This is a genomic window from Azospirillum brasilense (assembly GCF_022023855.1).
GTDB lineage: Bacteria > Pseudomonadota > Alphaproteobacteria > Azospirillales > Azospirillaceae > Azospirillum > Azospirillum brasilense_F.
In genome coordinates this window covers 2,451,465-2,463,578 of record NZ_CP059449.1, presented here as the reverse complement: position 1 = coordinate 2,463,578, position 12,114 = coordinate 2,451,465, and the positions used below count along the sequence as shown (strand labels likewise).

The following is a 12,114-nucleotide window of genomic DNA, read 5'->3' as shown; positions in this document are numbered from 1 at the left end:
TTCTTTCTGGCCGACCCTATCGGGCGGCAGGTTAATTTTGCACAAACCGGTGGCGAAGCGCGTCAGAGCGCCCGCACCTGCATCTTGATCGGCCCTTCGCCCCGGCCATGGACGAACTGGTCCACATAGGGGTTTCCGGAGTGGTCGATGTCGTTGGCGTGACCGGTCCAGATGATCCGGCCCTGGTGGATCATCGCCACACGGTCGGCGATCTTGCGGGCCGAGGCCATGTCGTGGGTGATGGTCACAGCGGTGGCGCCCAGATCCTTCACGCATTTCACGATCAGCTCGTTGATCACGTCGGCCATGATCGGGTCGAGGCCGGTCGTCGGCTCGTCGAAGAAGATGATCTCCGGCTCGTCGGCGATGGCGCGGGCGAGGCCGACGCGCTTCTGCATGCCGCCCGACAGTTCTGACGGAAACAGCTCGCCCACCTCCGGGCCGAGACCGACCGCGCCCATCTTGGCGATGGCGATGTCCTTGGCCTTGGCGCGCGGCATGTGCTCGCCCTGGATCAGGCCGAAGGCGACGTTCTCCCAGACCTTCAGGCTGTCGAACAGGGCGGCGCCCTGGAACAGCATGCCGAACTTGTGCAGCAGCTTCTCGCGCTCGCGCGGGCGCAGCCTGGTCGTCTCCTCGCCGTCGACGCGGATGGAGCCGCTGTCCGGGGACAGGAGGCCGAGGATGCATTTCAGCATCACCGACTTGCCGGTGCCGGACCCGCCGATGACGACCAGCGACTCGCCGCGCCCGACATCCAGGTCGATGCCGTTGAGCACGACCTTCGGACCGAACGCCTTGTGCACGTTCTTCAGCAAAATCTTCGGCGGATGAGCGGGGGGAACCTGGGACATGGAGTCGCTCACTTCGTCGAGAAGAAGATGCCGGTGATGAGGTAGTTCCACACCAGGATCAGGATGGAGGCCGACACCACCGCGTTGGTCGTCGCCGCCCCCACGCCCTGGGCGCCGCCGCGCGAATGGTAGCCGTGGTAGCAGCCCATCAGCGACACCATGAAACCGAACACCGCAGCCTTGACGAGTCCGGAGATGACGTCGACCGGCTCCAGGAATTCCCAGGTCCGTCCGATGTAGGAGGCAGGGTTGAAGTCCAGCCGGTAGACGCCGACCAGGAAGCCGCCGAACACGCCGATGATGTCAGCCACCAGCACCAGCAGTGGCAGCATGGCCAGTCCGGCGATCAGGCGCGGCGCCACCAGATACTTGAAGGGGTTGGTCGACAGGGTCGACAGCGCGTCGATCTGCTCGGTGACGCGCATGGTGCCGATCTCGGCGGCCATCGCGGCGCCGATGCGCCCGGCGACCATCAGGCCGCCCAGCACCGGCCCCAGTTCGCGCGTCACCGACAGGGCGACCACCGTGGCGATGGCGCCCTCCGCCTGGAAGCGGGAAAAACCGGAATAGCTCTGCAGCGCCAGCACCATGCCGGTGAACAGCGCGGTCAGCCCGACCACCGGCAGCGAATAGTAGCCGATGTCGATCATCTGGCGCAGGATCTGCCGCGGGTAGAACGGCGGACGCACGCAATGCGACAAGGCGGCGCCGGTGAACATGGCGAGCTTTCCGGTGGCTTCCAGAAAGATCAGGAAGGCCCGTCCGGTGGCGGCAAGGAAACCCATCAAGCGACCTCAGGCGGCGGCGGGTCGCGGTAGACCCTGTGGTAACGCGCGCCCAGCGAGGTCAGGATTTCGTAGCCGATGGTTCCGCCTTCGCTCGCCACGGTATCCACCGGGCGGTTCGGGCCGATCAGCTCCACCAGCCCGCCGGGCGTCACCGCCTCGTCGGGAAGGTGGCTGACATCCACCGTCACCAGATCCATCGAAACACGCCCAACCACCGGAGCGGCCACGCCGTTGACGAAGACATGGCCGCGCCCGCTGAGCGAGCGCAGATATCCGTCGGCATAACCCACTGCGATGGTTGCGATTTTTCCTCTCGCCGCAACGCGGTGCGTGGCACCGTAGCCAACGGTCATAGGGCTGTCAACGTTGCGCACCTGTAGCAGCCGGGCGTCGAGCCGGATCGTGCCCCGCATCGGGTTGGCCGCGGCGGGCGTCGGATTGACGCCGTAGAGCGCGCAGCCGGGCCGCACGAGGTCGAAATGGAAGGACGTTCCGTGGAAGATCCCCGAGGAATTGGCGAAACTCGCCTCGGCCGCCGGCAGCCGCCCGACCGCCGAACGGAAACGCCCGAGCTGCTGGCTGTTCATCACCGAATCTTCGTCGGCGCAGGCGAGGTGGGTCATCCACACCCGGACGTCCACCCCCTCCAGCCGGGAGAGGTCGCCGACCAGCGTGTCCAGCTCGTCTGGACCAAGCCCGAGTCGATTCATGCCGGTGTCGATGTGGACGACGGCGGGCAGGGCCGTTCCCCGCGCCCTGGCGTGGGCCTGCCACGCCGCGATGTCGCCCAGATGATTCAGAACCGGCAGGATGCGGTGGGCCGTGAAGTCGGGAGCGGTGCCGGCGGGAAGGCCGCCCAGCGACAGGACGCGGGCCTCTGCCGGCGCCACGGCGCGGACGGCCAGCGCCTCCTCGAACTGCGCGACCACGAAGGTCCGGCAGCCGGCGGCGGCGAGCGCCGGAACGACCCTTTCCACCCCCAGCCCATAGGCGTTCGCCTTGACCACGGCGGCGCACTCGGCGGGCGCCACCCGGTCGCGGAGCTGCGCCCAGTTGGCGACCACCGCACCGAGGTCGATGGTCAGAACGGCGCCGGCGCGTGCCAGCGGATCACTCAGTGGGGCCGAAGTCATGGGTCGTGTCGAGGTCGCCGAATCTGGTGAATTGGCCATCGAAGAACATGCGGACGCTGCCGATCGGGCCGTGGCGCTGCTTGGCGATGATCGCCTCCGCGGTGTTGTGCACCTCGGCGTAGCGCTTCTGCCAGTTGGCGTAGCGGTCGTTGTACTTGTCCTCCGTCTCCTCCGGCCGGCGGGCCGGCTCGGCGCGCTCAAGATAGTACTGTTCGCGGTAAACGAACATCACCACGTCGGCGTCCTGCTCGATGGAGCCCGATTCGCGCAGGTCGGCGAGCTGCGGCCGTTTGTCCTCACGCATTTCCACCGCGCGGCTGAGCTGGGACAGCGCCAGCACCGGCACCTCCAGCTCCTTGGCAATGGCCTTCAGGCCGCGGGTGATCTCCGAGATTTCCTGCACGCGGTTCTCGTTGCCCTTGGTCGAGCCGCCGCGCAGCAGCTGGAGATAGTCCACCACGACCATGCCCAGCCCGTGCGTGCGCTTCAGCCGGCGGCAGCGGGTGCGCACCGCGGCGATGGTCAGGGCTGGCGTGTCGTCCACGAAGAAGGGAACACGGCTGAGCTCCTGGCTGGCCGCCACGAACTTGGGGAAGTCGCTGTCCTTGATCTCGCCGCGGCGGATCTTGTCGCCCGACACCTCGGCCTCGCCGGCAAGGATACGGGTGGCGAGCTGCTCCGCCGACATTTCCAGCGAGAAGAAGCCGACCGGCGCGCCTTCGCCGCCGTTGGTGCGCATGTGCGCCTTGGCGGCGTTGAAGGCGATGTTGGTGGCCAGCGCCGTCTTGCCCATGGAGGGGCGCCCAGCGAGGATGATGAGGTCCGACGGGTGCAGGCCACCCAACTTGCGGTCCATGTCGCGCAGGCCGGTGGTCACGCCGGTGACGTGGCTGGACCGCCGGAAGGCCGTCTCCGCTGTGGCGATGGCCGCCTTCAGCGACTCGGAGAAGGCGACGAAGCCGCCGCGCACGTCGCCGGTCGAGGCGAGGTCGAAGAGCTGCTTCTCCGCCGTCTCGATCTGGTCCATGGCGTCAATGTCGAGGTCGTGCTGATACGCCTCGTTCACCATGTCCGTGCCGACCTCGATCAACTGCCGGCGCAGGAAGAGGTCGTGGATCGTCTTGCCGTAATCGCCCGCGTTGACCACCGTCACGACGTTGGCGGCGAGCTGCGCCAGATAGCCGGCGCCACCATCCGGTGCCAATTCGACGTCGTTGTCGAAATAGGCCTTCAGCGTCACCGGATTGGCAATCTGGCCGCGCTCCACCATCTTGGCGATGGCCGAAAAGATGCGCTGGTGCGCCGGGTCGTAGAAATGCTCGGCGCGCAGGAACTCGCCGACCTTCTCATACGCCTTGTTGTTCACCAGGATGGCGCCGAGCAGCGCCTGTTCCGCCTCCTCGTTGTGCGGCGGCGTGCGGTATTCCGCCGTCGGCTTCACGGCAGCGGCGCGGGACAGCCCGCCGTCGAGGGGGCGCGGCTCGAAAAGCTGGGTGGTCTTGTCATCCATGGCGGCACTTTAGCAAAGGGCGGGGCGCAAAGCTGTGCGATCGGGTTAAGGATACCCACATTCCTGTGAGTAACTTTTGCCCACAGCCGGTGAAAGCTGGGGGTAAGGCGAATTTCAAACGTTCTATCAAAAGCTTGGGCCAGAGCAAAACCTGTGGGCCGATGTGGCGCGGACACCTCTGGTCAAGCGTTGCTGGCACCGACGTTCCGGCCGGTGCGCAGGGGCCGGGGCACGGCGTCGGCCAAGGCCGTTTCGGCGCGCTGGATATATTCGCGGACGAGCGGAACGGCGCCCAGCGAGCGGGCGAGCTGCATCTGGAAAACCATGTGCCCCTGGTAGCGGAAGCTGATCTCGGCCCCCGCCAGATAGAACTCCCACATCCGGCAGAAGCGTTCGTCGTACATCGCGCGCGCGTCCTCCCGCCGGGCCGCGAACCGCTCCCGCCAGTGGCGCAGCGTCTCGGCGTAGTGAAGGCGCAGAATCTCGACGTCGGTGTTCCACAGCCCGGCCTTCTCCACCGCCGGGATCACCTCCGACAGGGCGGGCGAGTAGCCGCCGGGAAAGATGTATTTGCGGAACCACGGGTTGGTTGAGCCCGGCCCATCCGACCGGCCGATGGCATGAAGCAACGCCACCCCGTCCTCGGCCAGCAGGTCGCGCAGCCTGGCGAAGAAGGCCGGATAATGGGGCACCCCGACATGCTCGAACATGCCGACCGAGACGATGCGGTCGAAACGTCCTTCCATTTGCCGGTAGTCGCGCAGCTCGAAGCGGACCTGACCGGCCAGCCCGGCATGAGCCGCCCGCTCCCGCGCCACGGCGACCTGTTCGCGGGACAGGGTGATTCCGGTGACCTGGGCGCCGGTCATGCGGGCGAGGTAGAGCGCCATGCCGCCCCAGCCGCAGCCGATGTCCAGGACCCGCATGCCCGGCTGAAGCAGCAGCTTCGCCGCGATGTGCCGTTTCTTGGCCTCCTGCGCCTCGTCCAGCCCGGTATCGGGTGTGGGGAAGTAGGCGCAGGAATATTGCAGGTCGCGGTCGAGGAACAGGTCGAAGAAGGACCGCGACAGGTCATAATGATGGGCCACGTTGCGCCGCGACCGCCCTAGGGGATTGCTCTGCTGGATGAGCCGTAGCGCGGGGGACAGGGTTTCCCGCAGATTGCCCAGAACGCCCTGGACATTGTCCGTCCCGGCGCTCAGCAGCGCCAGGAAATCATAGACGGAGCCGCCTTCGATGGTCAGGCGGCCGTCCATGTAGGCTTCCCCGAATCGCAGCCGCGGGTTCACCACGAGGTCGCGGTGCAGCGCCTTGTCGTGCAAATGCAGCGTGAGGGACGGCGTGCCGACCCCCACCCGGTGCCTCCGCCCGTCGGCGCCGACGATATCCAGAGCGCCGGCGGTCAGGGCCGGGCTGAGCAGGCGGGCTAGCAGCATCGCGCATCTCCGCATCCGTCGCACACGACTCGGTCCGGTACCTTCGCCGTGAGCGAATCACCAGGAACGAGAGTCGGAGTTCGGAGCGGGAGGAGGCAACCCGCCGGACGGGGCAGGGGGCGGGGCGTCCGGCACATCCGGATGGGGGAGGGGTCGGATGATGCGGGGCGCCAAAAGCGGAAAAGCCGCCTCGCCCCTTTCGGGGGCGGGCGGCTTCCGGACGAGCGGACTGGTCTCGTTGAGCGGGCGGTCAGCCCTCCTCGGAAACCTCGGCCTCGGCGGCCTCGGGGGCCTCCTCGATTTCGTCCTCGTCGTCGCGCAGGTCGGCCGCGGTGACCATGCCGCCGCGGGAACGCTGGAGTTCAGCCTCTTCCTGCGAGCGGGCGACGTTCACCGTGACGGAGATGCTCACCTCGGGGTGCAGGACGACGCGCAGCTTGAACAGGCCCAGCGTCTTGATCGGGGTCTCGATCGACACCTGCTTGCGGTCGACCTTGTAGCCGGCGGCGTCAAGGGCGTCCGCAACGTCGCGCGGGGTCACCGAACCGTACAGCACGCCGGTTTCGCCGGCCTGACGGATCACGACGACCGACACGTCGTTCATCTTGGTGGCCACCTGCTCGGCGTCCTTGCGGCGCTCCAGGTTGACGGCCTCCAGGTGGGCCTTCTGCTTCTCGAAGAACGCCATGTTCGCCTTGGTGGCGCGCATGGCCTTCTTCTGCGGCAGCAGATAGTTGCGGGCGAAGCCGGGACGCACCTTCACGACCTGGCCCATCTGGCCGAGCTTCTCGACCCGCTCCAGCAGAATAACTTCCATCACTCGTCCTCCTGATCGGGGCCGGCGGGCCGGAGACGGCGACGCAGCCCAATCCATTGCTCAATCATGCCAAGACCGACCATCAGCACGATCGGCCAACCGAAAAGAAACAGGAACATGTAGAACCCGACGAGGATCGGCAGCTTGGCCGATCGGCTTCGGGCGAACACATGCACCACCGAAAGCCCGGCAAAGGCGAATGGCAAGGCCAGGATCAACGCGGCGTTGACCGCGAGGAACCCGACCGGGTCCGGCGCCAGCGAGGCCGCCACCATGGCCAGCAGGAACGCGGTGGCGAGCCACCGTGGCAGTTCCAAGTCGTCCAGCCGCATGGCGGGGCGCCGGTTGCGGCCGAACCGCATCAGGACGCCCTGCGCCAGGGCTCCGTTGATGATCGTCATGACGAGCCATGAGATCACCGCGAAGCCCGGCAACACCTCGGCCATCCAAATGTCCTGCGGGTCCGGGGCCTGCTGGCCCTGCGCAGAGAACATCTGTTCCGCCATGCGGCTCAGCGTTTCCCGCACCGCGCCCTCCAGCCCGCCGGGCTGATCGAGCGTCAGAACCGCGGCGCCCAGAAGGCCCGCCAGTCCCATCCCGGTCAGCGCCATCAGGAGCCGGCCCGGAGGATACCATTCAAGACTCCCGTCGGGAGCCGCCCGCGCCAGCAGCGCCTGCCGCACCACCAGGATGACCGGGACAGCCGCGGTCACCAGATAGGCGAGAGACACCAGGACGCTGGACGACACCGCCAGGACCGCCACCGTTCCCACCGCACCGGCGAGAAGGGAGGCGGTGGAGCCGAGCCACAGTCCCGCGAGGAACAGCGGCAGCGGCGCCAGATAGCCCAGGATCAGCGCCCCGAACCCGCCGAACAGGACGGCGAGATAGAAGAAAGCGCTGACCACGCCGACACCGATGGCAGCCGCCAGAGGGGCGGCCAGGGGCGAGGCCATGGGATTGCCTTTGCCTGTTGTCCGCTTCGGTCCTTACTTCACCACGTAGGGAAGCAGGGCCAGGAAACGGGCGCGCTTGATGGCGCGGGCGAGTTCGCGCTGCTTCTTCGCGGAAACCGCGGTGATGCGGCTCGGCACGATCTTGCCACGCTCGGAGATGAAGCGGGACAGGAGCTTGACGTCCTTGTAGTCGATCGCCGGGGCGTTCGCGCCCGAGAACGGGCAGGTCTTGCGGCGGCGGAAGAACGGACGGCGGGGACCGCCACCGGTGCGGGCCGGAGCGCCCGAGGTCTGCTTGTCGGACATTTAGGCGTTCTCCCCTTCGGCAACGGTGGGCTCCTGGCGACGCGGCGGGCGCGGGCCACGATCCTCGAAGCGGCGCGGGCCGCGGTCGCCGCGATCGCCGCGGTCACCACGCTCGCCGCGGCTCTGCATCATCACCGACGGGTTGGCGTCCAGCGCATCGACGCGGACGGTCATGAAGCGCAGCACGTCCTCGTTGATGCCCATGTTCCGCTCCATCTCCAGAACGGCGGCGGCGGGGGCATCAAGGTTGAACAGGGTGTAGTGACCCTTGCGGTTCTTCTTGATCTTGTAGGTGAGCGTCTTCAGACCCCAGTATTCGGTCTTGGCGACCTGGCCGCCGTTGTCGCGAATGATCTGGGCGAACTGCTCGCCGAGCTGCTCGGCCTGGGCGGCCGAGATGTCCTGGCGCGCGATCAGCACGCACTCGTAAAGAGCCATTATACTCCCCATGGCTGTTCATGGTCCGGCGCTGCACCCCATCCCCTATGGACAGGATCAGCCGCCCGGGCCTAGCCGACGGCACGCGGGCCACCGGCAAGGAGTTATGAAGCGGCGCAGTATGCATAAAAGCACTATCCCGACAAGCGGAAACACGAGCCAGCCGACGATTCCGGCGCCTCTGCCTTTGATGTGCCTTGGAATGGCCCTTTTCTCCGTTCGCCTTTGCATCGCAGCAATGAAAAAACGCCGAAAAAGCAACAGAAAGGCGCCAATTCGACCTCGTCAACGTTGAGCATCGCTTGACTTGCCCGAAAGGCCGGGTATGACTGTCGCCGAATTCAACGGCGGCGCCGCGGGTGGCGCGCCTTTTTACTAGGGTTCCCAGACAGCATGACCAGGGCGTTCGTCTTTCCGGGCCAGGGCAGCCAAGCCGTCGGCATGGGCCGTGAGCTGGCCGAGGCGTTCGAGGTCGCGCGGCTCACCTTTGAAGAGGTGGACGACGCGCTGAACCAGCGCCTGTCCCGCCTGATGTTCGAAGGTCCCGAGGCCGACCTGACGCTCACCGAGAACGCCCAGCCGGCCCTGATGGCCGTCAGCGTCGCCGTTCTGCGGGTGCTGAAGGACCAGGGCGGGCTCGACCTGACCAGGCACGCGGCCTTCGTTGCCGGCCATTCGCTCGGCGAGTATTCGGCCCTGTGCGCCGCCGGCGCCTTCACGCTGGCCGACACCGCGCGCCTGCTGAAGCTGCGCGGCCAAGCCATGCAGAAGGCCGTGCCGGTCGGGCAGGGCGCCATGGCCGCCCTGCTGGGCGCCGAGCTGGAGCAGGCCCAGGCCATCGCCGCTGACGCCGCCAAGACCCCCACGGGGCAGAATGAGGTCTGCACCGTCGCCAACGACAACTCGTCGGGTCAGGTGGTGATCTCCGGTCATGCCGAGGCCATCGAGCGCGCCATCGTGATCGCGGCGGAGCGCGGACTGAAGCGCACCGTGCGCCTGCCGGTCAGCGCGCCCTTCCATTGCCCGCTGATGCAGCCCGCCGCCGACGCCATGGCCGAGGCCCTGGCCAACGTGACGATCGGCGCGCCGGCGGTTCCGGTGGTCGCCAACGTGACTGCGTCGGCCGTGTCGGACCCCAACGAGATCCGCCGCCTTCTGGTCGAGCAGGTGACCGGCATGGTTCGCTGGCGCGAGAGCGTGCTCTATATGAAGGAGCAGGGCGTCGACACGCTGGTCGAACTCGGCTCCGGCAAGGTGCTGTCGGGTCTCGCCAAGCGCATCGACAAGGAATTGGCCGGAACCTCCGTTCAGGGCCCGGCCGACGTCGAATCGTTCCTGAAGACCCTGTGAGGCATTCCATGTTCGACCTGACCGGAAAGAAGGCCCTGGTCACCGGCGCCTCGGGTGGCATCGGGGCGCAGATCGCCCGCGCGCTGCACGCGCAGGGCGCCACCGTCGCCCTGTCCGGCACCCGCGTCGCCCCGCTGGAGGCGCTCGCCGCCGAGTTGGGCGAGCGCGCCCTGGTGGTGCCCGGCAACCTTGCCGACGCCGCCGGGACCGAGCAGCTCGCCAAGGACGCGGAGGCCGCCCTCGGCCAAATCGACATCCTGGTGAACAACGCCGGCCTGACCCGCGACCAGCTGGCCATGCGCATGAAGGACGACGACTGGCAATCGGTGCTGGACGTCAACCTGACCGCCGCCTTCCGCCTGTCGCGCGCCGTGCTGCGCGGCATGATGAAGCGCCGCTGGGGCCGCATCATCGGCATCACCTCGATCGTCGGCGTCACCGGCAACCCCGGCCAAGCCAACTACGCCGCCTCCAAAGCCGGCATGATCGGCATGTCGAAGTCGCTGGCCGCCGAGGTCGCGTCGCGCGGCATCACCGTGAACTGCGTCGCGCCGGGTTTCATCACCACGGCGATGACCGACGCCCTGAATTCCGAGCAGAAGGACAAGCTGCTCACCGCCATTCCTTCCGGCCGCATGGGCGAGCCGGGGGAAATCGCCGCCGGAGTCGTGTACCTGGCGAGCGATGAGGCCGCCTATGTCACCGGCCAGACGCTGCACATCAACGGCGGCATGGCCATGATCTGAGGCGGATTCGCTGCCTGAACCACAGGTTCGGACCGGCGCCCGCGGGCGCTGGTCAAGGCTGTAAAAATGTGTTATCGGACGGGGCTTTTTGTGGCAGGAAGGCACGCAGCCGCGTGTTGAGCCGGCCGAATTCGCCCGAGCGGTCTCAAGGATTGGAAGGTCTAAAAAAATGAGCGATGTCGCCGAGCGCGTTAAGAAGATCGTTGTGGACCACCTCGGGGTCGAGGAGTCGAAGGTGACGGAGAACGCCTCCTTCATCGACGATCTCGGCGCCGACAGCCTCGACACCGTCGAGCTGGTTATGGCTTTCGAGGAAGAGTTCGGCTGCGAGATTCCGGACGACGCCGCCGAGAAGATTCTGACGGTGAAGGACGCCATCGACTTCATCAAGGCGAACGCCGCCGCCTGATCAGGCGCTGGTGCGAGAGGGCCAGGCAGCTTTTAAAAGTGGCCTGGCCGTCGCTGAGTTTTCCGAGGAAAGGTCAAGGAATACCCCATGAGACGTGTCGTCGTTACCGGCCTTGGTCTGGTCACGCCGCTCGGTGTCGGCCACAAGCTCAACTGGGAGCGTTTGACCGCCAGCCAATCGGGCATCCGCGCCATCACGGGTTTCGACGCCTCCGATCTGGCCTCGAAAGTTGCCGGGCAGGTCCCGCGCGGGGATGGCGACGGGTTGTTCAACCCCGATGCCTTCGTTCCGCCGAAGGACCAGCGGAAGATGGATGATTTCATCATCTTCGCCATCGCCGCCGCCCACGAAGCGATCAAGGATTCCGGCTGGGTTCCCCAGACCGAGGAGGAGCGCGAACTCACCGGCGTCATGGTGGGCTCGGGCATCGGCGGTCTGCCGGGCATCGCCGAGGGTGCTGTCACCCTGGCCGAGAAGGGCCCGCGCCGCATCTCCCCCTTCTTCATTCCGGCCTGCCTCATCAATCTGGCGTCCGGTCACATCTCCATCCAGCACGGCTTCAAGGGTCCGAACCACGCGGTGGTCACGGCCTGCTCGACCGGCGCGCACGCCATCGGCGATGCTTCGCGCCTGATCATGCTGGGTGATGCGGACGTGATGGTCGCCGGCGGCACGGAAGCGGCGGTCAGCCGCCTGGGCGTCGGCGGTTTTGCCGCCATGCGTGCCCTGTCCACGAATTTCAACGACACGCCGGAAAAGGCGTCGCGTCCCTACGACAAGGACCGTGACGGCTTCGTGATCGGCGAGGGCGCCGGTGTGGTTGTCCTCGAAGAGCTGGAGCACGCCAAGAAGCGCGGCGCTCACATCTACGCCGAAGTGGTCGGCTATGGCATGTCCGGCGACGCCTACCACATCTCCGCCCCGGCGGAGGACGGCAACGGCGGCTTCCGCGCCATGCGCAACGCGCTGAAGCGGGCCGGGATGGAACCGTCGGAGATCGATTACGTCAACGCGCACGGCACCTCGACGCCGCTGGGCGACGAGATCGAGCTGGGCGCGGTGAAGCGTCTGTTCGGCGCTGCGATGGACAACGTCGCCATGTCCTCCACCAAGTCGGCCATCGGCCACCTGCTGGGGGCCGCCGGCGCGGTCGAGGCGATCTACTCGATCAAGGCGATCAACCACAGCTTGGTTCCGCCGACGCTGAACCTTGAGAACCCCTCGGAGAGCTGCCTCGGCGTCAACCTCGTTCCGAAGGTTGCGCAGGAGCGCCGCGTGCGGGCCGCGCTGTCAAACTCCTTCGGCTTCGGCGGCACCAACGCCTCCCTCGTCTTCAAGGAATTCGTCTGAGCGGCGAAGCATCGCGGAGAC

At 67.0% G+C, this 12,114-nt stretch carries 13 protein-coding genes; 4 read left to right on the top strand and 9 right to left on the bottom strand.

The annotated features are described in order from the left end of the window. Positions 1 to 62 precede the first annotated feature (62 nt). The 9 genes from H1Q64_RS11715 to rpsF form a co-directional block, all read right to left on the bottom strand. A complete protein-coding gene (locus H1Q64_RS11715) occupies positions 63 to 854 on the bottom strand; it encodes an ABC transporter ATP-binding protein (protein ID WP_237903629.1) in 792 nt (263 codons plus the stop codon). Positions 855 to 862: 8 nt separating this feature from the next. Next, a complete protein-coding gene (locus H1Q64_RS11710) occupies positions 863 to 1,639 on the bottom strand; it encodes an MlaE family ABC transporter permease (protein WP_014240372.1) in 777 nt (258 codons plus the stop codon). Continuing rightward, on the bottom strand, positions 1,639 to 2,775 hold the full coding sequence (gene alr, locus H1Q64_RS11705; protein WP_237903628.1) for an alanine racemase: 1,137 nt from the start codon (positions 2,773 to 2,775) through the stop codon (positions 1,639 to 1,641). Before alr ends, H1Q64_RS11710 begins: the two co-directional genes overlap by 1 nt. Beyond that, positions 2,753 to 4,285 (bottom strand): replicative DNA helicase, encoded by a 1,533-nt coding sequence (locus tag H1Q64_RS11700; RefSeq protein WP_035673601.1) that lies wholly within the window; start codon positions 4,283 to 4,285, stop codon positions 2,753 to 2,755. Before H1Q64_RS11700 ends, alr begins: the two co-directional genes overlap by 23 nt. A gap of 182 nt (positions 4,286 to 4,467) precedes the next feature. Beyond that, a complete protein-coding gene (locus H1Q64_RS11695) occupies positions 4,468 to 5,721 on the bottom strand; it encodes an SAM-dependent methyltransferase (protein ID WP_237903627.1) in 1,254 nt (417 codons plus the stop codon). A gap of 250 nt (positions 5,722 to 5,971) precedes the next feature. Continuing rightward, a complete protein-coding gene (gene rplI / locus H1Q64_RS11690; protein ID WP_119508430.1) occupies positions 5,972 to 6,538 on the bottom strand; it encodes a 50S ribosomal protein L9 in 567 nt (188 codons plus the stop codon). Further along, positions 6,538 to 7,494 carry a DUF2232 domain-containing protein gene (locus H1Q64_RS11685; RefSeq protein WP_237903626.1) on the bottom strand — a complete coding sequence of 319 codons (957 nt, stop codon included), beginning with the start codon at positions 7,492 to 7,494 and terminating at the stop codon, positions 6,538 to 6,540. Before H1Q64_RS11685 ends, rplI begins: the two co-directional genes overlap by 1 nt. Positions 7,495 to 7,527: 33 nt before the next feature. Continuing rightward, the gene (gene rpsR, locus H1Q64_RS11680; protein ID WP_014240379.1) at positions 7,528 to 7,800 is read right to left on the bottom strand and encodes a 30S ribosomal protein S18; all 273 of its coding nucleotides are present in this window, start codon (positions 7,798 to 7,800) and stop codon (positions 7,528 to 7,530) included. Beyond that, complete coding sequence (gene rpsF / locus H1Q64_RS11675) at positions 7,801 to 8,238, bottom strand: 30S ribosomal protein S6 (RefSeq protein ID WP_014240380.1); 438 nt, start codon at positions 8,236 to 8,238, stop codon at positions 7,801 to 7,803. A 393-nt stretch (positions 8,239 to 8,631) separates the two neighbouring features. On the opposite strand from rpsF, the gene fabD reads away from it, so the two are divergent. The 4 genes from fabD (at position 8,632) to fabF (ending at position 12,093) form a co-directional block, all read left to right on the top strand. Then, positions 8,632 to 9,588 carry an ACP S-malonyltransferase gene (gene fabD / locus H1Q64_RS11670; RefSeq protein WP_237903625.1) on the top strand — a complete coding sequence of 319 codons (957 nt, stop codon included), beginning with the start codon at positions 8,632 to 8,634 and terminating at the stop codon, positions 9,586 to 9,588. Positions 9,589 to 9,596: 8 nt separating this feature from the next. Further along, positions 9,597 to 10,334: a 3-oxoacyl-[acyl-carrier-protein] reductase gene (gene fabG, locus H1Q64_RS11665; protein ID WP_014240382.1), complete on the top strand. Its 738-nt coding sequence runs from the start codon at positions 9,597 to 9,599 to the stop codon at positions 10,332 to 10,334. Between the two features lie 169 nt (positions 10,335 to 10,503). Continuing rightward, a complete protein-coding gene (locus H1Q64_RS11660; RefSeq protein WP_014240383.1) occupies positions 10,504 to 10,743 on the top strand; it encodes an acyl carrier protein in 240 nt (79 codons plus the stop codon). Positions 10,744 to 10,830: 87 nt separating this feature from the next. Next, complete coding sequence (fabF, locus tag H1Q64_RS11655) at positions 10,831 to 12,093, top strand: beta-ketoacyl-ACP synthase II (protein WP_237903624.1); 1,263 nt, start codon at positions 10,831 to 10,833, stop codon at positions 12,091 to 12,093. Positions 12,094 to 12,114: the final 21 nt, after the last annotated feature.